This window comes from Halomonas shantousis, from assembly GCF_054654615.1.
Window position 1 is genome coordinate 3,018,181 of sequence record NZ_BAAIER010000002.1, and the last position, 23,726, is coordinate 3,041,906.

Sequence of the window (23,726 nt, forward strand, 5' to 3'; positions counted from 1 at the left end):
GGGCGGCGATTATTTCTCGCTGTCCAAGTCTGCCATCTGGGCCTGCGGGTAGCGCTCACCGGCCGCTGCCCCCTTGGGCATGGCCTGCTCGATCGCCGCGAGGTCTTCACCGGTCAGCGCGACGTCGAACGCCTTGAGCGACTCCTCCAGGCGCTCGCGCTTGCGGGCGCCGACCAACGGCACGATATCCTCGCCCTGCGCCGCCACCCAGGCGATGGCCAACTGCGCGACGCTCGTCCCGCGCTTGTCGGCCACGCCCCGTAGTGCCTCGACCAGCTCGAGATTCCGCTCCACATTGCCGTCATGAAAGCGCGGACTGATGCTGCGGAAGTCGCCCGCCTGCCGCTCCTGTCCCGGTTGCCAGTGACCACTGATCAAGCCCCGCGAGAGCACGCCGTAGGCGGTAACGCCGATGCCCAGCTCCCGGCACACGGGGAGAATCTCGTCCTCGATGCTTCGCGAGATCAGCGAGTATTCGATCTGCAGGTCGCTGATCGGATGGACCGCCGCCGCCCGTCTAAGCGTCTCGGGGCCGACTTCCGACAATCCGATGTGACGCACGTAGCCGGCTTCGACGAGTTCGGCGATCGCCCCCACGGTCTCCTCGATCGGCACATTCTTGTCCAGCCGCGCCGGGCGGTAGATGTCGATGTGCTCGACACCCAGACGCTGCAGCGAATAGGCGGCAAAGCTCTTCACCGCCTGCGGACGGGCGTCGTACCCCAGCCAACTGCCGTCGGGACCGCGCTGGGCGCCGAACTTGACGCTGATCCGAGCCTGATCGCGCCGCCCCTTGAGCGCCTCGCCGAGCAGCATCTCGTTGTGTCCCATGCCGTAGAAATCACCGGTATCGAACAAGGTGACGCCGGCCTCCAGCGCGGCATGGATAGTGGCAATGCTCTCGGCACGATCCGCCGGGCCGTACATGCCGGACATTCCCATGCAACCCAGCCCCATGATCGATGTGCTCGGCCCGCTCGCTCCCAGCTTACGTGTTTGCATGCCCATTCCTCGCTATTTATTGGCTCATGGCTGTCGTTATCCCCTGACTATCGCAAGCATAGCGGCTTGTGAATTGTCCATCCGCTATGCACCAGTCAGCCGGCTCAGGGCATAATGGGCGATCGCCGTATCCTGCACACCGGTCCCGGTCAGGTCGCAGACGGTGATGCTGTCGTCCGAGGTGCGCGGCCTCTGTCCCTCGGCGATCACCTTGCCCAGCTCGTAGACGGCAAAGGGAATTTTCGCCGGGGCGTCGAGATCGCCCAGGCCATGGAACGCCTTGAGTTCCCCGTTGGTCTCGCTCTGGGCGCGCGTATCGCAGACGAAGGCGTCGGCCCGGGTCAGTACCGACTCGCCCAACTCACGTTTTTCGGGGCTGTCGGACCCCATGGCCGTGACATGCACACCCTCGGGAAGATCGTCGGCTTCGAGAATCGGCTCGCGGGATGGCGTGGTGGTGACCACGATGTCGGCCTGGGCGCAGGCGGCCGGGGCCCGGTCGTGCACGTTCACCGTGAAACCGCGTGCGCGCATCTTGTCGGCATAGGCTTCACCCGCATCGCGCCGGCGCGCCCAGACTTCCAGCGTGTCGATGTCACGCACCAGTCTCAGTGCCTCGACCTGCAATTCCGCCTGCTCGCCGGCCCCCAGCACCGCCACCCGGCGGCTGTTCTCGCGCGACAGATGCTTGGCCGCGATCGCCCCGGCCAGCGCCGTGCGCACGGCCGTGAGGTAGCCTTCGTCGAGAAGCACTGCGTCGACCAGCCCGGTCCTGGCCGAGAACACCATCATCAAGCCGTTGAGACTCGGCAAACCCTGCTTGGGATTGTCGAAGAAACCGGTACTGACCTTGATGGCGAAATGCTCGAAGCCACGAATATGGGCCGTCTTGACGTCCACTTCACCGCGGGTCTCCTCGAGGGCCATCGACAGGATCGGCGGCTGCGCCACCTCGCCACGGCCCAGCGCCGCGAATCCCGCCTCCACCGTGGCCAGGGCGTCGTGGTCGATCTTCACTGCCGCTTCGATGGCGTCGCGTTGATAGATCTGCATGAAGTCCTCTCGAGTTGAAGCGTTGCTCAATGTCGGTGCTACAAGGCTAGATACCCGCCAGCCGTCTTGCCCGGTCCAGCGTCTCCAGCGATACGCCGTTACCGGTCAGGATCAGCGCCACGCTCTGGCCGCGGACGTCCAGACCGTGCTCCTCGAGCGCCGCCAGGCCCACGGCGGCGGCACCTTCGACCAGTAGCTTCTCGTGCCGGAGGATCTCGACCATGGCCGACGCGATGGCGGCCTCCGAGACCTGGAAGTGATCGTCCATCACCTCTCTCACCAGCGCATAGGTACAGCGGTTGTCGAGACCGATACCGCCGCCCAGCGAGTCGCCCAGGCTCTCGACTTCCTCGACCGCCACCGGACGGCCGGCCTTGAGGCTCTCCCACATTGCCGCGCCGCGGGACAGGCTCACCCCGGTGACGCGTACCGCAGGTTTCAGGCCCTTGAGTGCCGCGCCGATGCCGCCGAGCAAGCCGCCGCCGGAGAGCCCGACGATCACCCGGTCGAGCTCGGGAACCTCCTCGATCAGTTCCACACCGATGGTGCCCTGGCCACTAGCGATCAGCGGATCGTCGAAAGGCGGAATCAATAGCATGCCCTCCTCGTCCACCAGCCGCGTCACCTCCTCGAAGGCCTGGTCCTGGCTACTGCCGATGCGTCGGGCCTCGGCCCCCAGCGCCTCGATGGCGCTCACCTTGTTGTCCGGTACCAGTCTCGATAGGCAGATCACCGCCGGCACGCCCAGACGTGCCGCAGCGTAGGCCACCGCCCGGCCGTGGTTACCGGTGGATGCCGTGGTCACTCCGCGTTGCAGCCGCTCGGGGCCGAGTTCCTCCATCAGCGTGGCGATCATGTTGGCCGCGCCTCTCAGCTTGAAGGCCCCGGTGGGCTGCAGCGTTTCCAGCTTGAGCAGGATCTCGGCCTCGAAACGCTCGGACAGCACCGCTGAACGCACCAGCGGCGTGCGCGCCACCTGTCCATGAATACGCTTGCGTGCCCGGTAGATCGATTCCAGCGTCACGCCGTGAGCGGGTCGGGTCATGGCGCCTCCAGATTCGGTTGGCCGGGAAAGTGGCGGCTCATCACCGCCAGGCGAACATTGGCGAATCAGCGGCGTTTACAGAACGTAAATGCGCATGACGAGCCAATGTTCAACGCCGTACAGTCAGGTGCAGCAAGTTCAAACCTTGAAATCGCCGGAGCGGACCAGCTCATCGGTTACCTTGTCCACCGCCCGCTTGGCCCGGGCCACGACCTCGTCGACCTCGTCGCGGTTGATCACCAGCGGCGGTGCAAACCCCAGGATGTCTCCCTGCGGCATGGCCCGTGCGATCAGATTTTCCCCCAGCGCAGCAGCGCTGATGCGCGCACCGACCTTGAGATTGGGGTCGAACAGCGCACGCTGAGCCCTGTCGGGCGAGAACTCCAGCGCGGCGAGCATGCCCACGCCACGCACGCTGCCCACCAGCGGGTGCTCACCGAAGGTCTGCTGCATGGCCTGCTGCAGATAGGCGCCGGTCTCGGCGGCGTTGCGGGTCAGCCCCTCGCGCTCGATGATCGCCAGGTTGGCGAGCGCCGCCGCGGCTCCCAGCGGATGGCCGGAATAGGTCCAGCCGTGACCGATCGGGCCGTACTCACCAGTGCCCTGCTCGAGCACCTGCCACACCTTGTCGCCGACGATCACGCCGGACAACGGTTGGTAGGCGCTGGTCAGGCCCTTGGCCACGGTAATCAGGTCCGGCTTGATATCGTAGAAATGCGAACCGAAGTCCGTGCCGATGCGCCCGAAGCCGCATACGACCTCATCGGCGATCAGCAGTACATCGTACTTGGTCAGGACTGCCTGGATCTCCTCCCAGTAGCCTTCCGGCGGCGGTACGATACCTCCGGTGCCCAGTACCGGCTCGCCGATGAACGCCGCCACGGTCTCGGGCCCCTCGGCGAGGATCATCTCTTCGAGCCTGGCGGCGCAGTGCTGCGAGAATTCACGCTCGCTCATGCCTGCCTGCTCGGCACTACGCCGGTAATAGTATGGCGCTTCGGTGTGCCGGATGGTGTCGATGGGCAGATCGAAATGGTCATGGAACGTGGCTAGCCCGGTCAGCGAGCCGGAGGCGATACCCGAACCGTGATACCCGCGGCTTCGCGAGATGACCTTCTTCTTCTGCGGGCGACCCAGCACGTTGTTGTAGTAACGCACGATCTTCAACTGGGTCTCGTTGGCGTCACTGCCGGACATCCCGTAGTAGACCTTTGACATGCCGGGGCCGGCGAGCCGGGTAATCTTCTCGGAGAGTTCGATAAGCGGCTCGTTGGAGTGCCCCACGTAGGTGTGGTAGTAGGCCAATTCCAGAGCCTGCTTGTAGATCGCCTCGGCCATCTCGGTGCGCCCGTAGCCGATATTGACGCAGTACAGCCCGGCGAAACCGTCGATCAGTTCGCGGCCATCCTTGTCACTGATGGTAATGCCACGCCCACCGGTGATGACCCGCCCCGGGGCGTCGCCATGCGCAAAGTCGCGCAGATGCGTGGAAGCATGAAAGGTGACCTTGCGGTCGCGGTCGATCAAATCCTGATGGGCGCTCATGGCGATCTCCTGAAATGTTCTTGACTGTACAGATGTTCATAAAACTCGAGAGCTCTACGAGCGATGACGAGACAAGGCGGAATTTGACGAGGGCAGCGAAGTTTACGGCTGTCAATGAGCATTGCCCGAACCAAAGTCCAACGCCGTATCGTCGAGCGCAGTTAGCTCCATGCCATCAGCTTCCAGAGACGGAGCCCAACCCACCCAGACAGTAATACTTCGTCTCCAGATACTCCTTGATGCCGGCGGTGCCGCCCTCGCGCCCCAGCCCGGACTGCTTGATGCCGCCGAAGGGAATGGGCGGACCGGTCATCTTCACCGAGTTGACGCTGACCATGCCGTACTCGAGCCCGCGCAGCAGTTTCCAGATGCGTCGTACGTCATGGGTGTAGACATAGGCCGCCAAGCCGTACTCGGTATCGTTGGCCATGGCGATCACCTCGTCGTCGTCGCGATAGGCGGTGATGCCCGCCACCGGGGCGAAGTTCTCCTCACGCCATACCTTCATCTCCGGCGTGACGCCGGTGAGCAGCGTCGGCATGAAGAAGTTCTCGCCCGGCGCCATGGCCTGGCTGCCATGGACCAGCGTGGCGCCCCGGGAGATGGCGTCATCGACGAGGCTTGCCGCCTTGTCCACCGCCGCGCCGTGAATCAGCGGGCCGATGTCGATCTCACTGATCAGGCCGTTGCCCACCTTGAGCCTCTTCATGATATCGGTGAACTCGTCAACGAAGGCGTCGTGCAGCGACTCGTGCACCAGGATGCGATTGGCCGCCAGGCAGTCCTGTCCCGCCGTCTGGAACTTGGCCGCCACCGCCGCCGCCGCGGCTTCCCTGGGGTCCATGTCCGGGCCGACGATGAACGGCGCATTGCCGCCCAGTTCCAGCGAGACTCGCTTGACGGTACTCGCGCTCTGCTCGAGCAGCAGCCGTCCCACTCGGGTCGAGCCGGTGAAAGACAGCGCCTTGACGCGCTCCTCCGCGCAGAGAATCTTCGAGACTTCGGACGCCTCGCCCAGCACCACATTGAAGACGCCGGCGGGAATGCCGGCACGCTCGGCCAGCTCGGCCAGTGCCAGGGCGGAAAACGGCGTCTCGCCGGCCGGCTTGACGATTACCGTACAGCCGGCGGCCAGGGCAGCGGCGGCCTTGCGGGTAATCATCGCCAGCGGAAAGTTCCATGGCGTGATCAGCGCCGCCACGCCGACCGGCTCCTTCAGGGTGCCCAGCGCGGCATTGGGGATGTGGCTGGGGATGGTCTGGCCGAAGGTGCGCTTGCCCTCCTCGGCGAACCACTTGATGAAGCTGGCGCCGTACTCGACCTCGCCACGGGCGTCGGGCAGCGGCTTGCCCTGCTCGAGGGTCATGATCGTCGCCAGATCCTCGCGGTGGGCGAGCAGCAGATCGAACCATGCCATCAGCCGCTCGCTGCGCTCGTCTGCGCGCAGCGCGCGCCACTGCACGAAAGCACTGTCTGCGGCTTCCACCGCGGCACGAACCTGATGGGCTTCCAGCCAGGGAATGTGGCCCAAGGTCTCGCCGGTGGCAGGGTCGATCACCGCTTCCTCGCGACCACCATCGCCGTGGGTCCATTTGCCGTCGATATAGGCGTACTGGCGAAACAGACGCGGATCACTGAGTTTCATGCTGTACCTCCCCTGACGCGCCGGCACGTCGGCGTGAATCGCTCGAATCGAGCCGGATTGACGAAATGGCGGCGAGCCTGCTCACCCCATGTCGACAGGCTAAGGGAGATCGACGGACGAGACTTTTTGTCCGCTGCATCGTCGGGGAGGATTTCTTTTGCAGTCGGTCCGGTGAGATGGTTTTTTTTCTGCCGCGTTCAGGACGATCGGGAAGACCGGAGCCATTCGAGCGTGCCGCATGCCGCCACCCGTCCGCTGGCGAAGCAGGCGGTGAGCAGGTAACCGCCGGTGGGCGCCTCCCAGTCGAGCATCTCCCCGGCGCAGAAGACGCCGGGCATTGCCTGCAGCATCAGATGCGGCGTCAGCGAGGCGAATGTTACCCCCCCGGCACTGCTGATGGCCTCCGCCAATGGGCGCGGCGTCACCAGCGTCAGCGGCAGCGTCTTGATGGTCCGGGCCAGCGCCCCGGGATCATCGAGACATTCGGGAGTGGCGAGCTCACGCAGCAGCGCCGCCTTGGCACCCTCGATACCGGCCCGCGCCTTGAGGTGCTTGGCCAGCGACTTCTTGCCTCGCGGCTTGGCCAGGCTAGCGGCCAGTGCGTCCCATGGACGCTGGGGAGCGAGATCGAGGAAAACGGTGCAGCGGCCGTGACGTGCGATACGTTCACGAATCTTCGCGGAGAAGGCGTAGATCAGCCCGCCCTCGACGCCCTGGGCGGTGAGGATCATCTCGCCGACACGCTCCGGCCCATGGCCAGCGGCCAGCGTCAGACCCACCGGCTTGAGAGGGGCACCGGCAAAGCGTTCCCGCAGCAACTCGCTCCAGCCGGCGACCTCGAAGCCGCAGTTGGCCGGACGCAGCGCGCTGACGGCGACCTTGCGATCTGCCAGCCAGGGCACCCAGGCACCATCGGAGCCCAATCGCGGCCAGCTGCCGCCGCCCAGCGCCAGTATCACGGCATCAAACCTTACCTTCCGCTCCTCTTCACCGTGCACGATGCGCAGGCTGCCGTCGGCGTTCCAGCCTCGCCAGCGGTGGCGGACATGCAGCGTCACGCCCTGCTCGCGCAGCCGCTTGAGCCACGCCCGCAACAGGGGAGCGGCCTTCATCTCGGTGGGAAACACGCGCCCCGAACTCCCCACGAAGGTGTCGATACCCAGCCCGTGGATCCACTCGCGCAGCGCCTCGGCATCGAACCCCTCCAGCCAGCTCGTCACTTCGCCGGCCCGCTCGCCATAGCGGGCGACGAATGCCGCATGGGGCTCGCTGTGGGTGATATTCATGCCCCCTACGCCGGCCATGAGGAACTTGCGACCGGCGGTGGGCATCGCCTCGAAGACCTCCACCATGACGCCATTTGCGCTCAGCACCTCGGCGGCCATGAGGCCAGCGGGGCCGGCACCGATGACGGCGACACGGGGAGCGGTTGGAGAAGGAGTGTCGGGCATGGCGATTACCGGTGTGTCGGAAAAAGTGGACGCCATTCTAACGACAGCACGCCGACAATGCCTCTTCGTCCCGGTGTCGCTCCTTGGCACTGCAGAAGATGCCTGGAGAGGAGCCCGCCCGATGACCGGGTCGTGTCGGAAAACGCCGCAGGTTTACCCGGCCCACACCCGGCCAAAGTATTGATACGTTCGATGCCTCATCCTGGATGCCGGGGCCTATCCTGTAGTGACTGCCTGTAGTGACTGCCTGTCAGTACCGCGACCCGCCGGAGACGATCATGAACAGACTGTTGGGTGCGTTTGTCGCAAGCCTCGCCCTGGCCGGCTGCAATTCGGGGAATTTTCGCGATGCGACAGCGGAATCCAACGCGCCCGCATGCCGATCCGCCCCCGACGATCTGGGCATCTTGGGAAGCGCCGCAGGCCACCACGCCGCGCAACAGGCGGCGCTGGCGGCCTCGGCGGACCTCGGCATGCATGAGGCAATGGATGCCGAAGCGAACCTTCAGGAACTGCGCGACACCATGGGCCGCCCCGACTGCAGCGATCAACACTGAACCTGCCGGTGAACCGCGGGCGTCTCCCCGGTCAGGACCAGTTTCCCGCGCAAGTCGAGATCCGTGGCCGCACGCAGCAGCAAGGCCCGCTCGATTCCCAGCTCCCGGGCCAGCGCGGGTAACGGCACCCCATCCAGCTGCTCGAGCAGCGCCAGCAGGGTGGCTTGAATCGGTGGCTCGCCATCATGTTGTTGGCGTTCGAGGGCCCGTTGCAGTTCCGCTTCGTCGAGTGCTGCCAGTCGCTCGCGCCAGCGCATCAGGCAATGCGCATGCTGCGCTCGAGACGCACCGCCACCGCCTTGGAGGTCGGCGTGTCGGTGCCCGCTCCCACGCTCTCCAGCGGTACCAGGGCATTGGTTTCCGGATAGTAGGCGGCGCAGCAGCCTGCCGGCGTGTCGTAGGCGACCAGCTTGAACGCCGGAGCGCGTCGCGGTGAGCCTTGATAATCCAGACCGACCAGATCGACCCACTGCCCCGCCTCGAACCCGAGGCGCTCAAGGTCCTGAGGGTTGACGAACAGCACCCGGCGCTGCCCCTTCACGCCCCGATAACGGTCGTCGTAGCCGTAGACGGTAGTGTTGTACTGATCGTGGCTGCGCAGGCTCTGCAGGGTCAGCCAGCCCTCCTCGCGACGCTCTTGCAGGCGCTGATGCAGTACCGCCTCGGGCAGCGCGGCGGCGGAAAATTCGGCACGCGCCGACGGCGTCGCGAAGCATCGCTCGCTGGCGGCATTGGTCAGCCAGAAGCCGCGCGGCTGCCGCAGGCGAGCGTTGTAGTTCTCGAAACCGGGAATCACCGCGGCGATCTCGTCACGGATACGATCGTAATCCGCCACCAGGCCGGCCCAGTCCACCACCTCGGGGTCGATGCCGCGCCGCGGCAGCACCCGGGCCAGAGTCGCCTCGGCGATCCCTGCGATGATCGCCGGCTCCGAGCGCAACCACTCGGAGGCGGGCGCATGCAGGCCGGCGCTGCCGTGGACCATCGACATGGAGTCCTCGACACTGATCTGTTGCGGCGTCTCGTTTCCTGCCGATCCTTGCCGATCGATCTCGGTGCGCCCCAGACACGGCAGAATCAGGGCTTCGCCACCGATGATCAGATGGCTGCGGTTGAGCTTGGTACTGATCTGCACATTGAGACGTGTACGCTTCATCGCAGCCTCGGTGCGTTCGCTGTCCGGCGTGGCACGGGTGAAATTGCCGCCCAGTGCAATGAACACCTCGGCACGCCCCGCCTCCAGGGCGCGGATGCTGCCCACGGTATTGAGCCCCGGTGTGCGCGGCATGACCACGCCGCTTTTTCCACCATAACGCGCTTCCAGCGCATCGAGCAGCCCGGTCGGGGCTTTCTCGTCGATGCCCATGGTGCGATCGCCCTGGACATTGGAATGCCCGCGTACCGGACAGGCCCCTGCGCCGGGACGGCCGATATGCCCACCCAGCAGCAGCAGATTGACCAGTTCACGCACGGTATCCACCGAGTGCGCATGCTGGGTAATGCCCATTGCCCAGGTGATGATCAACCGCTCGGCGCCGGCATAGATCTCGGCGGCCTGCTCGAGATCCGTCCGCGTCAGGCCCGCCTGATCCTCGATCGCTGTCCAGGCGGTAGCCTCGACCCGCTCGCGCCAAGCGTCGAAATCATGGGTGTGATGGGCGATGAAGTCACGGTCGGGGGTGAAACGCCCCTCGGCCTCGAGCGCGAACAGCGCCTTGGCGATACCGCGCGCCACCGCCATGTCGCCGCCCAGACGCGGTTGGAAATAGTGCGAAGAGATGCGCTGGCTGCCGCGAAGCAGCATCTCGCGCTTGTCCTGCGGGTCGGCGAAACGCTCCAGGCCGCGCTCCTTGAGCGGATTGAAGCTGACGATGCGTGCGCCGCGCTCGGCGGCGCGGCGTAGATCGCCGAGCATGCGCGGGTGGTTGGTGCCGGGGTTCTGGCCAAAGACGAAGATGGCATCCGCCTGCTCGAAATCCTCCAGACGTACCGTGCCCTTGCCCACGCCGAGGCTCGCTTTCATGCCCACGCCGCTGGCCTCGTGGCACATGTTGGAACAGTCGGGGAAATTGTTGGTGCCGTAGAGACGCACGAACAGTTGATAGAGATAGGCGGCCTCGTTGCTGGCACGTCCCGAGGTGTAGAACAGTGCCCGATCGGGGTCGTCGAGCGCCGCGAGATGTTCGGCGATGCGGGAGAACGCCTCGCTCCAGCCGATCGGCACGTAGCGGTCCTGCTCGGCATCATAGCGCATCGGCTCGGTCAACCGGCCCTGGTCCTCGAGGCGGAAGTCGTCCCATGTCAGCAATTCGCTCACCGTGTGGCGGGCGAAGAACTCGCGTGTCACACGCTTGGCGGTACTCTCCCAGGCCACGGCCTTGACGCCGTTCTCGCAGAACTCGAACGACGAGCCGTGCAGCGGATCGCCCCATGCGCATCCCGGACAGTCGAAGCCGGCCGGCTGATTGGCCAGGAGCAGCGAGCGCACGCCCTTGAGCGGTGCACCGCTGCGCTTGAGATGGCGGCTCACGCTCTTCAGTGCGCCCCAGCCGCCAGCGGGACCGGAATACGTCTCGATCCTGGCCGCGCGGGTCAGCGACGTGTCAGCCTGGGGAAGTTCGTCATGCACGGACGTAGCGCTATCGCGCTCGGACATGGTCATGCTCCGTCGAAGAGGGAAATTATTCTGGCCGTTACGACATCGCCAAGGCAGTGTCAGTTCTCTTGCATTTTCAAGGCAGGCGCCTGGTGCTTGACGGTCTTGGTGACGATGTAGGTGAAATAGCGCTCGATACCCAGCTCGGATACCAGCCAGGCATCGATCAGGCGCTGGTAGGCGTCGATGCTGTCGGCCTCGACCTTGACCAGATAATCCACGCCGCCGCCCACGGCAACGCACTCGGTGACCTCGGGCGTGTCACGCATGGCGCGCTCGAAGCGCGAGAAGCTTTCGGCATTGTGGGCCTTGAGCTCGATCTGCATCCATACCGGCGTGCGCTTGACCAGCAGGCGCGAATCGATGCGTGCCCCGTAGCCTTCGATGATACCGGCCTTTTCCAGCCGCCGGACCCGCTCCCAGCAAGGGCTGACCGAGAGATTGATCGCCTCGGCCAGCCGTGACTTGGTGATCCGTCCATCCTTGGCGAGGATTTCGAGTATCTTGAGATCGTAGCGATCGAGTTTCATGGCACGTCGCCCCCCGACGAGGCGGAAAGAGAGCCAAGCCGCTGCCTCCGGCCCATGTTCAGCGCCGCTCCAGCGTCTCGACCACCTCGGCGATCACCGCCAGGGTATCGCCCATGTGGATATGTGACGGAAATCGCCGGGCAACCAGGATGCCGTCGCGCCCGGCCCGGTATTCCACGGGTGGCGTGCCGGTACGGGTCATGTCGTGGATGCGTGCAATGACGTCGCCCTTGGTCACCTGGTCGCCGAGCGCGAACTCCAGCTCCAGAAGGCCGTCATGCTCGCTCTGCACGTAACAGCTGGCATCGGGCATGTCGACATAGACCTGCGGCGTGGCGGGCATCTCCACTTCTCCCGCCACTAGGCCGTAGTGGACGAGGAAGTTGCGCACGCCGCGCTCGGCGATGGCCATGCGCTCCGGTGTCGTCGACCCGCCGCCCCCGAGTTCGGTGGTGACGAAGGTCTTGCCCTGGCTCTCCACTGCCGTGTCATAGAGCCGTGCGGCATCGAGTTCGAACATCATCATCGCAAAAGGTGCGCCGAAGGCGCAGGCTCCGGCCAGGCTCGCGGCCTCCTGGGCATGGTCTTCAAGGCGATGCGCGGCGGCAAAGGGCACGATGTCGAGTGTCCGTCCCCCGGAGTGCAGGTCGAGCGCCACGTCGCACATCGGCACCAGCACCCGGGTGAAGTAATCGGCGATCTGCAGGGTGACGCCACCATCCGGGTCACCGGGAAAGCTGCGATTGAGATTGCCGCCATCCATCGGCGAGGTACGCCGGCCCGCCTGGGCCGCGGGCTGGTTCATCATCGGCACAATGATCACTCGCCCCTTGACTTCGGCGGCCGTGAGTTCGCTCGAAAGCTTGAGCAGCGCAGTGATACCCTCGTATTCGTCGCCGTGATTGCCTGCAGTGAGCAGTGCCGTGGGGCCGTCTCCGTTCTTGATCACGGTGACCGGAATCATCACCGCGCCCCAGGCCGACTCGTCGTGGGAAACCGGCAACTTGAGAAAACCGTGCTGTACGCCTTCGGCGTCAAAGTCCACGGTGGCGGAAATGGGGCTGGGCCGCATTCGGCTGGGGCGATTGCTCATGCGGGACGAACTCCTCTGACATTGGGGTGGGCGTTGACGCGACATTGACGGACAGGGCTCATTTGACGAACAACTGGCGCGGAAAGCTGGCCAACGGCTCGGCACCGGTCTCGGTGATCAGGATCGGTTCGGTGATTTCCAGTCCCCAGTCATCGACCCACAAGCCGGGCATGAAATGGAAGGTCATTCCCGGCTCCAGAATCGTTTCGTCGGAAGGGCGCAGGCTCATGGTGCGCTCGCCCCAGTCGGGGGGATAGCTGATTCCGATGGGGTAGCCGCAACGTGCCCCGCCGCGGTCGAACCCGTACTTGTCCATCGCCGCGCCCAGCGCCATGGCGATATCGCTGCAGCGATTGCCAGGCTTGGCGACCGCCAGGCCGTTCTCGATGCCTTCGAGCAGCGCCGACTCGCCACGGATGAAATCCCGTGGCGGCTTGCCCAGGTAGACGGTACGTGACATGGGCGCATGGTAGCGCTTGTAGCAGCCGGCAATCTCGAAGAAGGTGCCTTCGCCTTCGCGAAACGGCGTATCGTCCCAGGTCAGGTGCGGCGCCGCGGCGTCGCTACCGGTGGGCAGCATGGGGACGATGGCCGGGTAGTCGCCGCCATGGATGAGGCCCTGCCCGTCGGTCCAGCCTTCGATGCCCACACGATAGATTTCGGAGACCAGCTTGCTCTTGGCCAGCCCCGGCTCGATCACTTCCAGGATGCGGGAGTGCATGCACTCGACGATCCGTGCCGCCACACGCATGTAGGCGACCTCCTGAGGCGACTTGATGGCGCGGCACCAGTTGACCAGGGCATTGGCATCGACGATTTGCGCATGGGGCAGCTCTCTCACCAGGCTCTGATACGCTCTAGCGGAGAAGTAGTAGTTGTCCATCTCCACGCCGACGACACCTTCGTGCCAGCGGCGATCCGGCAGGATCGACTGCGCCAGGTAATCCATCGGATGCATGTCCGGATTCTGGACGTAGTGATCGGGATAGTAGGTGAGATTGTCGGGATCCATCCAGCAGGTGCGCAACGCACCGTTGGCATCCATACGCCGGCCGTACCACACCGGCTCGCCCTCCAGCCCAAGCAGCACGCACTGATGCACGTAGAAGGACCAACCGTCATAGCCGGTTAGCCACGCCATGTTGGAAGGATCGCTGACGATCAATACGTCGATACCCCGGCTTGCCATGGCCGTGCGCACTTTCCATAGGCGCTGCGCGTATTCGTCACGAGTGAAAGGCAGGGAAACCTGAATCATTGAGCCACTCGCCAGGAAGATGACCAAAAAAACGACCTGCCCCGCTCACTCGGGACGGTCGCATCGCCGTCGGTTACCACCGCGTGCCGTGTGAATTCAGCAGTGCTGCAGGTCCAGGAGGCATTGCGGTTGATTACCGATACTAGCACCACCGCCAAGCCCGGCGTCAAAGCCTTTATATGCGAATCCCTTCCCTCTCCAGCACGCAGCTGCGGATTGCGTTCGCTCAAGCAGAGGTCCGGGATCCGGGGCCGACCGGCGCATTACGCAACGTAACAAAAATGGACAACATTCGAGATTGACGACCAGCGTTCTGTTTCACACTTTTGCACCATTGTATCAATTTACAGGGGTAACCAATTTTTCTCTTTTTTAATCAACTAAGTATGCATAAGAGAAGTGTCCCGCTTCACTATAAGAAGGTAAACGTAATGTTATTCTTCTGTAAAAAAATACTAGATTTTTCACAAAAATGCCTCAGAATGCGGTTCCTATAAAGACATCGACAGCCTTCTGCGATGTCCGGCCCTAGGCGGTCTCTGGCCTGGGTCCTTACAACGAAATACTCGGGGATGACAATGCAAATCGACAGCCTTCTGGATGATATCCGCGACATCAATCTCTCCTACCTGCTGCTGGTGCAACGGCTGCTGAGCGAGGATCGTATTACCGCCATGTTTCGTTTGAAGATCAGCGAATCGATGGCAGATCTGCTGGCCTCGCTTTCCGTCAAGCAACTCAGCCAGCTGTCGCGGACCAATCAGCTGCTATGTCGGCTTTGCTTCGATGATGCCGATCAGCTTCAGCAACTGATCAACAATCCTCGCGAACAGGGCCTGGGCCAGACCCACGCTGCACTACTCATGGCAACCGACCGGGTCGTGCCGCTGAATGCAGCGCAGACTACACAGAGCGGAGCGTAAGATCGTGAGCGAGAAGAGCCTTGTCAGTGAGATGATGCAGGTCCAGCTGGCCATCGAATTGATCGAACTCGGTGCCCGCCTGCAGGTACTGGAGACCGAGACGGACCTGAGCCGTGGCCGCCTCATCAAGCTCTACAAGGAGGTACGCGGCATGTCACCGCCCAAGGGCATGCTGCCGTTCTCCACCGACTGGTACATGACCTGGCTGCCGAATATCCATTCGTCGCTGTTCTACAACATCTATCGCAGCCTGAATGAAGAGCTTGGTTGCGAGCGGATGGAAGCCTTCGTCAAGGCGTTCAAGCTCTATCTGGAGCAGGTGGCCCTGGACGATGCCGAGCCGGTATTGGGCCTGACTCGCGCCTGGACCCTGGTGCGCTTCTTCGAGAGCGACCTGCTGCAGCTGTCCCAGTGCAAGAGCTGCAAGGGCCATCTCGTTGCTCACGCCCATAGTCCCACGGCACACTTCGTCTGCGGCATCTGCCAGCCGCCGTCACGCGCCGGCAAGACGCGCAAGGCGCGTCTTGCCAAGGAAGAGGCGCAGTCGTGCAAGCGCAAAGACGCCCATGACAAGCCGCAGCGTCTGGTACGGACTGCCTGAAAAGGCCATAGCCGTCATACCGCAACCCCCTTCAGCCATGGCTGAAGGGGGTTTTTCAATGGTCGCAACTCACCATTCCATTACTTTCCGTTTCCAGTCATCTCAACAATTCTACCGCCCTTTACGTCACTGCCTCTGAACTGTCATCGGCCGCCCCCTAGGATACGCCTATCGCCAGGACGCTTTGTTTGTTCACCGAGCGATAGAATAACCGGGCGCAGGGACGCACCCAGACAAGAAGAACAGGGATATCAAACGATTGTGATCCACGGACCGGATACGCCCGCCGAGGGACCGGCGGGTTTTCTTTTCTTTAATGCCATCCTTCCCCTTTTTATTCTTTTCCACTTCACTCCTTTATAGCCCTCTCTCTGGGTATTTCTCCTTCTCCATTCGTCTCCGGCGAGGGTTTCGTCTCTTGCTATCATTGCGAAACTTCATTTGTCACCGAAAGTGGTGAGACGCACTTATAGATTCCAATTATGAATAAGAAAATCGCTATATATAATTTTTAATTCTTTTTGATACCCGCTAGCATGCTCACCTACTCTCAAGCGAGGTAAGGCTATCCTGATGCCACAAGGTTCCCTGTCCGACACTAACAGCCCCTTGAGCGCCGAGCAGGCCAACCGACTGAATGCGGCCCTTGACGGACTGAGCGCCGAACAGATGACATGGCTGAGCGGCTATATCGCCGGCCTGAATGCCCAGGGCAGTGCAGCCTTGTCGTCATCTCCGGCCCAGTCTGCCGAAACTGCGGCAGCTCCTGCGGAAATCGTCGTGCTCTATGGCAGCCAGACCGGCAATGCCGAAGGCGTCGCCGAGATGGCCGCCGACCGTGTCCGTGCACGCGGTTTCAATGTGCGCGTGGCCGACATGAGTGATTTCAGCAAGAAGGATTTCAAGGACGCGGCGAACTTCATCGTCGTGGTCAGCACCCAGGGCGAAGGCGATCCGCCCGATACCGCCGAAGGCTTTCATGAGCTGATGTTCGGCCGCAAGGCGCCGAAGCTGGACGGAGTGCGGTTCGCCGTACTCGGCCTGGGCGATTCGAGCTACGAGCACTTCTGCCAGATGGGCAAGGATTTCGATACCCGCTTCGCCGAACTCGGCGGTGAGCGCGTCCATGACCGTCAGGATTGCGACGTCGACTACGAAGAAGTCGCCGAAAGCTGGGTCGAGACCGTGCTCGATCGCTACGCCGAGCTTTCCGGTGCCGGCAGCAACGCCGCCGCCAACGCCGGCCTGGCAGTGCCCAGCGCCGGCGCGCCGGCTCAGGCCTCGCAGTATTCGAAGAAGAATCCCTTCCAGGCCGAGGTGCTCGAGTCACTGGTTCTCAACGGTCGCGGTTCGGCAAAGGAAACCCGCCATATCGAGCTGTCGCTCGAAGGCTCCGGGCTGATCTACGAACCGGGCGATGCGCTGGGCGTGGTGCCGCAGAACGACCCGGCCTATGTCGACAGCCTGCTCGAAACGCTGCGCATGGAGGGGGGACACGACCTCGGCGAAGGCAAGCGGCTACGCGATGCACTGCTTTCGGAGTTCGAGATCACCACGCTGACGCGACCGTTTCTCGAGCACTGGGCAGAAGTCTCCGACGCCGCCGAGTTGCGCCGTCTGCTCGGCGAGGATGCCCGTGCCGAGTTGCGCGAATGGCTCTATGGCCGGCACATCATCGATGTGCTCGAGCATTTCCCGGTGGAAGGTATCGACGCTCACGAATTCGTCCGCGCCCTGCGCAAGCTGCCGCCGCGACTCTATTCCATCGCCTCGAGCCTCAACGCCAACCCCGACGAGGTCCATCTCACCGTGGGGGCCGTCCGCTACCATGCCCATGGGCGCCTGCGCAACGGCGTGACCAGCACCTATCTCGCCGATCGTATCCAGCCCGGCGACAACGTGCCGGTCTACATCGATCACAACAAGAACTTCAAGCTGCCCCATGACCCCAACGCGCCGATCATCATGGTCGGCCCGGGCACCGGCGTCGCCCCTTTCCGCGCCTTCATGCAGGAGCGTGAGGAGACCGACGCCGAGGGCAGGAACTGGCTGTTCTTCGGTGACCGGCACTTCCGCACCGATTTCCTCTATCAGGCCGAATGGCTGCACTGGCGCGAGAGGGGACTGCTCAATCGCCTCGACGTGGCCTTCTCGCGCGATCAGCACGACAAGGTCTACGTGCAGGATCGGATGCGCGAAAACGCCCGGGACATCTATGCTTGGCTGGAAGAAGGCGCCCATTTCTATGTCTGCGGCGACGGCGAGCGCATGGCGGCGGACGTGCACAAGGCGCTGGTCGATGTCGTGCGTGACCAGGGCGGCCGCAGCGAAGACGCCGCCGCGGAGTACATCCGCGACTTGCAGAAAGCCAAGCGCTACCAGCGGGACGTGTATTAATCATGACCAATTACATTGAAAAGCTTCAGCAGGACAGCGCGTTTCTCGGTGAGCTTGCCGCTAACGAACGTCTGAAGGTGAATGCCGACTATCTGCGCGGCAAGTTGATGGAGAGCATGGCCGACCGCGCCACCGGCGCCGTTGCCGAGGACGACACCCAGCTGACCAAGTTTCACGGCTTCTATATGCAGGATGACCGTGACCTGCGCAGCGAGCGTCGCCATCAGAAGCTCGAGCCGCTCTACTCCTTCATGGTTCGCCTGCGCATGCCGGGCGGCACGATGACGGCCGATCAGTGGCTCAAGCTCGACGATGTCGCCCAGAAGTACGCCAACGGCACGCTGCGCATCACCACGCGCCAGACATTTCAGTACCACGGCGTGTTCAAGGATAACCTGCGCGCCCATCTCAAGGCGGTCAACGAGGCGATGCTCGACACCATCGCCGCCTGCGGCGACGTCAACCGTAACGTGATCGGCACCGCCAATCCGCATGTGTCACCGATTCATCGCCAGGTCTACGAGCTGGCCGGCGAGATCAGCGCGCATCTGTTGCCAAAGACCCGCGCCTACCACGAGATATTCCTCGGTGAGGAGCGCGTCCTTGGGGGGCCGTCGGAGGAAGAGCAGGCGCAGGAGCCGCTCTATACCAAGCATTACCTACCGCGCAAGTTCAAGGTTGCGCTGGCGATTCCGCCCGAGAACGATGTCGATGTCCTTGCTCATGATCTGGGCTTCATCGCTCACGTCGAGGATGGCGAACTCAAGGGTTTCAACGTCAGCATAGGCGGCGGCATGGGCATGACCCACGGCGAAACGGCCACCTACCCACGTCTCGGCGACGTGATCGGTTACTGTCCGGTGGATCAGGTGATCGACGTGGCCGAGAAGGTCATGCTGGTGCAGCGCGACTATGGCGATCGCCACAATCGTAAGCATGCGCGCCTGAAGTACACTGTCGATACCTACGGCGCCGAATGGTATCGCGAGGAAGTGGAGCGTCGTCTGGGCTATGCGCTCGAGGAAGCACGCGACTTCCACTTCGACAGCAACGGCGACCGTTACGGCTGGTATCAGGGCGAAGACGGCCAGTGGCACTACGGCATGTACGTCGAAAACGGCCGTATCGCCGATTTCGTCGACACCGACCGGCAACTGATGACCGGCATGCGCGAAATTGCCAGAATCCACGATGGCGATATCGTGCTGACCACCAATCAGAACCTGATCATCACCAACGTCGCGGAGGACAAGCGTGCCGCGATCGATGCGCTGATCGAGCAGTACAACATGGTGCGCACCACCACACCGCTTCGCCGTCAGTCGATGGCCTGCGTCGCCTTTCCGACCTGCGGCCTGGCCATGGCCGAGAGCGAACGCTACATGCCCTCGCTGCTCGACAAGCTCGACGCGGTGATGGCCGATGCCGGCTTGAGCGAAGATGCCATCGTGGTGCGCATGACGGGCTGCCCCAACGGCTGCGCACGCCCTTACCTGGCCGAGATCGGTTTCGTCGGCAAGGCGATCGGACGCTACAACCTCTACCTGGGCGGCAATTTTACCGGCGAGCGTCTCAACAAGCTCTATCGCGAGAATATCAATGAGTCCACCATTCTCGACGAGCTGACGCCGCTGATTCACCGCTACGCGCAGGAGCGTGACACCGGCGAGCACTTCGGTGATTTCATGGTCCGTACCGGAGTGATCAAGGCCACCACCGCAGGACGCAACTTCCACGAGCAGTAAGACGCACCCGAGCAGTAACCGGAATATCCAGACATCGATAGGAGGATTGAAAGATGGCATTGCAACTAGGCGATACCGCTCCCGACTTTACCGTCGAATCCACCGAAGGCACGATCAGCTTCCACGACTGGCTCGGCGACAGCTGGGTCGTGCTGTTCTCGCATCCGGCCGATTACACCCCGGTGTGCACCACCGAACTCGGCGCGTTCGCCAAGCGTAAAGCGGAATTCGACCAGCGCGGCGTCAAGCTGGTCGGTGTCTCGGTCGATCCGCTGGACTCCCACAACGGCTGGGCCGTGGATATCGAAGCGACTCAGGGTACCGCGCTCAACTACCCGCTGCTCGCCGACCCGGAGCAGGTCGTGGCCGATCTCTACGGCATGATCCATCCCAAGGCGGACCCCAAGGTCACCGTGCGCACCGTGTTCATCATCGACCCGGACAAGAAGATTCGTCTGACATTGACCTACCCGCCGAGCACCGGACGCAACGTCGATGAGATCCTGCGTGTCATCGACTCGCTGCAGCTGACCGGCAAGCACAAGGTGGCGACGCCGGTCGACTGGCAGAACGGTCAGGACGTGATCATTGCGCCCTCCGTCTCTGACGAAGAAGCCAAGGAGCGCTTTCCCCAGGGCTGGGAAGCCAAGACGCCCTATCTGCGTGTGACCCGCCAGCCGAGCTGATCGACACGTTGCAAAGCCGCAGCGCGACCTGCCGGTCTCATCCTTGAGGCCGGCCCAGTCGAGGGAGAAGACTTCATGGCATTCAGCACCACATTCGTAGACACCGAACCCTCACGTGAGGATGTCGACACGTGGCAGAAGCCCACCGTCATCGAGTTCGGCACGCCTTGGTGCGGCCATTGCCAGGCCGCCCAGCCATTGATCGCCTCGGCGTTTGCCGATCATCCCGAAGTAGACCATCTCAAGGTCGAGGATGGACGCGGACGCCCACTTGGGCGCAGTTTCCGGGTCAAGCTCTGGCCGACCCTGATCTTTCTCCGCCAGGGTCAGGAGGTGGCGCGCCTGGTCCGGCCGGGAGACGAAAACGCCATCCGCGAGGCACTGGAGCAGGTTTCGGCCAAGACATCGTAGAAGCGTCCGCCCTCTTTGTGCTCATGTTTTTTCTCTGAGCACCGCTTCCTTCCGACATGCTATCGACACAGGCCCGCCCCCCCGGCAGGCCTGAGTTCTTGTCGCATCCTCCGCAACCGGCGCCTCTGACTCTGCTCCGTCACGCTTGAATTATCCCTTGCGCTGATTATGTTGAAGTGACACTCCTGGCTTGGTGACACGGATCCGAGTCGATTGTTTTCCTTCGTACGAAAGGCACTACTAAAAGGCACTGCTAGTGAGTAGAGGCGTTAGTCGAAGCGTTCTAGCCAAGCGGTTTGGTCGGGAGTGCAGGAAGCACCGCCAACGCAACGGAAGGGGTAGACGATCATGATGATCAAGGAACTGACCAAGGCAATCGGTATCATCGGTGTCGCAGCGGGCCTGACGGCCAGCCCCTTGGTACTCGCCAACGAAGGCGACAAGGGCAAGGAACAATATCAGGAGGAGCAGCACAAGGGCGACACTCAGCAGCAAGGTAGCCACACGGGAGCCAACACTTCCGGCAACACGGCAGGCTCCACTTCCGGTACCGGCAGCACAGTCACGGGTAACGGCACCATGAGCGGCACCGGTCAGCCGGAAGAAACGACCGGCGGTAGCATGGGTGGCAGTACCGGCAGTGCGGGAGGAAGTACCGGCAGCATGGGTGGTGACAACAGCGGTTCCTAAGCTCAGCTGCCAGGGACGGTTATTATCGGTCCCGGTTTGGAAACCCTCGAACACGGCCTGCATGCGGGCCGTGTTTCATTTCCCGCATCATGGCACTTTCCCCGTCATGCACTGCTCCCTTCTTGGGGCCCGGACTTCCTGTACAGCCCACTCATTGCGGCAGTGCCCGCCTGAACCGGGTCCCGATGGGCCAATCCGGTCGTTTCTCCGCCAGAATGCGACATTCACACCTGCCTGCCGGAATTTCGCCGCGCTCTACTGCGATGCCGGCTGCAGACGCATGATCCGGCCATTCTCCTGATCGGTGAGTACGTAGACGTCCCCCTCCGGTCCCTGCTCGACGTCACGAATTCTCGTCCCCAGTGGGATGCGCTCCTGCTCGGAGGCCTGCTGCCCGTCGAGGGCGACACGCACGATGCCGCCAGCGGTCAAGCCACCGATCAGGACGCTGTCACGCCACTGAGGGAAGGCATCCCCGGTATAAAACGCCATGCCCGAAGGCGAGATTACCGGTGTCCAGTGCATGGCCGAAGTGGCGAAGCGAGGCTGGGTCGGCGGGTCCGGAATGTCACGGCCATCGTAATGCTGCCCCCAGCTGACCTCCGGCCAGCCGTAATTGCGTCCTGCTTCGGGCTGATTGAGTTCGTCGCCGCCCCGCGGCCCCATCTCGGCGATCCATAACGCGCCCGTCTGTGGATCGACGGCCGCACTCTCGATATTGCGGTGACCGTAGGACCAGATCTCGTCCCGGGCATCAGCCTGATCGACGAAGGGATTGTCCTGCACCGCCGAACCATCACGATCGAGACGTACGACCTTTCCCAGATGATTGAACAGTTCCTGGGCCGGATCGAACCTGAAGCGCTCACCCAGCGTCAGAAACAGCATGTCCTGCCCGGTGAACGCGATGCGTCCGCCAAAATGGTTGCCTCCCGGTACCTTCGGCTGCTGGCGGAAGATCACTTCGAAGTCGGCCAGTTGCCCTTCTTCCAGGCGCGCTCGCCCCAGTGCCGTGCCGGCGCCGTCCCCACCCGGTTCGGCAAAGGAGAGATAGACCAGACGATTCGAGGCGAAATCCGGGTCCAGAGCCACGTCGAGCAGACCGCCCTGGCCCTGGTTGAACACCTCGGGAACTCCGGCGATCGGCTCGGAAAGCGTATGGTCGGTGCCGAGAATGCGCAGGCGCCCTTCGCGCTCCGTCACCAGCAGGCGCCCATCGGGCAGGAAGGCCATGCCCCAGGGATGGACGAGCCCTTCGGCGAGCACATCGACACGCACGGCTCCCGCCTGTGTCTGTATAGTCTCGTCCGCCTGGGACAGCAGGGGGGACGACAGTATGGCGGCGGCCGCAACGGCGCTTGCGACCCGACAGGTAAAGCGCAACATGGCACGGTTCCTCGCGTGACTCTTGGAGTTCTGCACCTGCTCTTCCGAATTTCTCCGAACTTCATCTTCTGCAATGTAACTGCCGCCGCGTGTTTCACAAGCGAAGCGGGACTTGCGATACCCGCCTCTGGAAGGCTTGGCCTAGGCCTGGCCGGCTGACTATGCTAATCGTGCATATTTCGCCTGAAAGGCGCCGAGCCGGGAGACCACGATGGGCCATCGAGTCGATGAGATATGGAGCGCACTTCGCGATGAGGCCGAACAGGCCATCGCATCCGAGCCACTGCTCGGGAAGTTGATGACCACGCGAGTCCTGGCTCAGCCCTCGCTGCCGGCATGTCTTGCTGCCGTCCTGTCATACAAGCTGGCCGACGACGATCTACCGCAGACGGCGCTGGCCTCACTGTTTGACGCGCTGTACGCCGAGACCCCCGATCTGGCCCGCCAGGGCGCAGCGGATATCCAGGCCGTCTTCGAACGTGACGCTGCGACGGACGACTACCTGACCACGCTGCTCTATCAGAAGGGCTTCCAGGCGCTTCAGACTCACCGTCTTGCGCATCGGCTGTGGCGCAGCGCCCGCCACTTGATGGCCGCCACCCTGCAGAGCCGCAGTGCCGAGGTGTTCGGTGTGGATATTCACCCCGCCTGCCCGGTGGGCGAAGGCGTGATGTTCGATCATGCCACCGGCATCGTCGTCGGCGAAACAGCGGAAATCGGCGACAACGTGTCGATCCTGCAAGGCGTCACTCTAGGCGGTACCGGCAAGGTCAACGGTGACCGGCACCCCAAGGTGCGTCACGGCGTGCTGATCGGCGCGGGTGCCATTGTGCTGGGCAATATCGAGATCGGCTGCGGCGCGCAGATCGGCGCCGGAAGTGTGGTGCTCGATGGCGTGGCCCCGCACACCACGGTGGTCGGCGTGCCGGCCCGGCCGGTGGGTCGCCCTTCCTGCCCCAGCCCGTCGGTGACCATGGAACACGGCGCCTTCGAGCGCATCGCGCAACAGGAGCTGCTACGGGCAGAACGTACCGGCAGCAAGTAGCATGCCC

The 23,726-nt window shown here is 63.2% G+C and carries 21 protein-coding genes; 9 read left to right on the forward strand and 12 right to left on the reverse strand.

Going from position 1 to position 23,726, the window contains the following annotated elements:
* Positions 1-9: 9 nt before the first annotated feature.
* The 6 genes from ACYQ12_RS14350 to ACYQ12_RS14375 form a co-directional block, all read right to left on the reverse strand.
* Complete coding sequence (locus ACYQ12_RS14350; RefSeq protein WP_459873004.1) at positions 10-1,002, reverse strand: aldo/keto reductase; 993 nt, start codon at positions 1,000-1,002, stop codon at positions 10-12.
* Positions 1,003-1,086: 84 nt separating this feature from the next.
* On the reverse strand, positions 1,087-2,055 hold the full coding sequence (locus ACYQ12_RS14355; protein ID WP_459873006.1) for a cyclodeaminase: 969 nt from the start codon (positions 2,053-2,055) through the stop codon (positions 1,087-1,089).
* Positions 2,056-2,101: 46 nt separating this feature from the next.
* Positions 2,102-3,100 (reverse strand): hydroxyectoine utilization dehydratase EutB, encoded by a 999-nt coding sequence (eutB, locus tag ACYQ12_RS14360; protein WP_459873008.1) that lies wholly within the window; start codon positions 3,098-3,100, stop codon positions 2,102-2,104.
* A 138-nt stretch (positions 3,101-3,238) separates the two neighbouring features.
* Entirely contained in the window at positions 3,239-4,645 is a 1,407-nt protein-coding gene (locus ACYQ12_RS14365; protein WP_459873010.1) for an aminotransferase, read from the reverse strand.
* 175 nt (positions 4,646-4,820) lie between these two features.
* Complete coding sequence (locus tag ACYQ12_RS14370; RefSeq protein WP_459873012.1) at positions 4,821-6,290, reverse strand: NAD-dependent succinate-semialdehyde dehydrogenase; 1,470 nt, start codon at positions 6,288-6,290, stop codon at positions 4,821-4,823.
* Between the two features lie 197 nt (positions 6,291-6,487).
* Positions 6,488-7,741, reverse strand: coding sequence for a TIGR03862 family flavoprotein (locus ACYQ12_RS14375; RefSeq protein ID WP_459873014.1), 1,254 nt, complete (start codon positions 7,739-7,741; stop codon positions 6,488-6,490).
* A 278-nt stretch (positions 7,742-8,019) separates the two neighbouring features.
* Between ACYQ12_RS14375 and ACYQ12_RS14380 the strand changes: the two genes are divergently transcribed.
* A complete protein-coding gene (locus tag ACYQ12_RS14380) occupies positions 8,020-8,298 on the forward strand; it encodes a hypothetical protein (protein ID WP_459873016.1) in 279 nt (92 codons plus the stop codon).
* On the opposite strand, the gene ACYQ12_RS14385 is transcribed toward ACYQ12_RS14380, so the two are convergent.
* The 5 genes from ACYQ12_RS14385 to doeA are packed head-to-tail and all read right to left on the reverse strand — an operon-like array spanning position 8,289 to position 13,835.
* Positions 8,289-8,555, reverse strand: coding sequence for a hypothetical protein (locus tag ACYQ12_RS14385; RefSeq protein WP_459873018.1), 267 nt, complete (start codon positions 8,553-8,555; stop codon positions 8,289-8,291). The two genes, ACYQ12_RS14380 and ACYQ12_RS14385, sit on opposite strands and share 10 nt — an antisense overlap.
* A complete protein-coding gene (locus ACYQ12_RS14390) occupies positions 8,555-10,954 on the reverse strand; it encodes an FdhF/YdeP family oxidoreductase (protein WP_459873020.1) in 2,400 nt (799 codons plus the stop codon). The genes ACYQ12_RS14385 and ACYQ12_RS14390 overlap by 1 nt, the downstream gene beginning before the upstream one ends.
* A 59-nt stretch (positions 10,955-11,013) precedes the next feature.
* A complete protein-coding gene (locus tag ACYQ12_RS14395) occupies positions 11,014-11,484 on the reverse strand; it encodes an Lrp/AsnC family transcriptional regulator (RefSeq protein ID WP_459873022.1) in 471 nt (156 codons plus the stop codon).
* A gap of 58 nt (positions 11,485-11,542) precedes the next feature.
* The gene (doeB, locus tag ACYQ12_RS14400; protein WP_459873024.1) at positions 11,543-12,577 is read right to left on the reverse strand and encodes a N(2)-acetyl-L-2,4-diaminobutanoate deacetylase DoeB; all 1,035 of its coding nucleotides are present in this window, start codon (positions 12,575-12,577) and stop codon (positions 11,543-11,545) included.
* A 58-nt stretch (positions 12,578-12,635) separates the two neighbouring features.
* A complete protein-coding gene (gene doeA, locus ACYQ12_RS14405; RefSeq protein ID WP_459873026.1) occupies positions 12,636-13,835 on the reverse strand; it encodes an ectoine hydrolase DoeA in 1,200 nt (399 codons plus the stop codon).
* A gap of 578 nt (positions 13,836-14,413) precedes the next feature.
* Between doeA and flhD the strand changes: the two genes are divergently transcribed.
* The 7 genes from flhD (at position 14,414) to ACYQ12_RS14440 (ending at position 21,288) form a co-directional block, all read left to right on the forward strand.
* A complete protein-coding gene (gene flhD, locus ACYQ12_RS14410) occupies positions 14,414-14,758 on the forward strand; it encodes a flagellar transcriptional regulator FlhD (RefSeq protein WP_459873028.1) in 345 nt (114 codons plus the stop codon).
* A 4-nt stretch (positions 14,759-14,762) separates the two neighbouring features.
* Positions 14,763-15,359, forward strand: coding sequence for a flagellar transcriptional regulator FlhC (gene flhC, locus ACYQ12_RS14415; RefSeq protein ID WP_459873030.1), 597 nt, complete (start codon positions 14,763-14,765; stop codon positions 15,357-15,359).
* A gap of 573 nt (positions 15,360-15,932) precedes the next feature.
* Positions 15,933-17,756, forward strand: a complete 1,824-nt coding sequence (locus ACYQ12_RS14420) for an assimilatory sulfite reductase (NADPH) flavoprotein subunit (protein ID WP_459873032.1) — start codon at positions 15,933-15,935, stop codon at positions 17,754-17,756.
* A 2-nt stretch (positions 17,757-17,758) separates the two neighbouring features.
* Positions 17,759-19,501 (forward strand): assimilatory sulfite reductase (NADPH) hemoprotein subunit, encoded by a 1,743-nt coding sequence (gene cysI / locus ACYQ12_RS14425; protein WP_459873034.1) that lies wholly within the window; start codon positions 17,759-17,761, stop codon positions 19,499-19,501.
* Positions 19,502-19,554: 53 nt separating this feature from the next.
* Positions 19,555-20,187, forward strand: coding sequence for a peroxiredoxin (locus ACYQ12_RS14430; protein ID WP_459873036.1), 633 nt, complete (start codon positions 19,555-19,557; stop codon positions 20,185-20,187).
* Between the two features lie 75 nt (positions 20,188-20,262).
* Positions 20,263-20,598, forward strand: coding sequence for a thioredoxin family protein (locus ACYQ12_RS14435; protein WP_459873038.1), 336 nt, complete (start codon positions 20,263-20,265; stop codon positions 20,596-20,598).
* A 348-nt stretch (positions 20,599-20,946) separates the two neighbouring features.
* Positions 20,947-21,288 carry a hypothetical protein gene (locus ACYQ12_RS14440; protein WP_459873040.1) on the forward strand — a complete coding sequence of 114 codons (342 nt, stop codon included), beginning with the start codon at positions 20,947-20,949 and terminating at the stop codon, positions 21,286-21,288.
* Between the two features lie 255 nt (positions 21,289-21,543).
* Here the strand turns inward: ACYQ12_RS14440 and ACYQ12_RS14445 are convergent, their stop codons facing one another.
* On the reverse strand, positions 21,544-22,674 hold the full coding sequence (locus ACYQ12_RS14445) for a PQQ-dependent sugar dehydrogenase (RefSeq protein ID WP_459873042.1): 1,131 nt from the start codon (positions 22,672-22,674) through the stop codon (positions 21,544-21,546).
* Between the two features lie 211 nt (positions 22,675-22,885).
* Between ACYQ12_RS14445 and cysE the strand changes: the two genes are divergently transcribed.
* A complete protein-coding gene (gene cysE, locus ACYQ12_RS14450; RefSeq protein ID WP_459873044.1) occupies positions 22,886-23,719 on the forward strand; it encodes a serine O-acetyltransferase in 834 nt (277 codons plus the stop codon).
* Positions 23,720-23,726 lie beyond the last annotated feature (7 nt).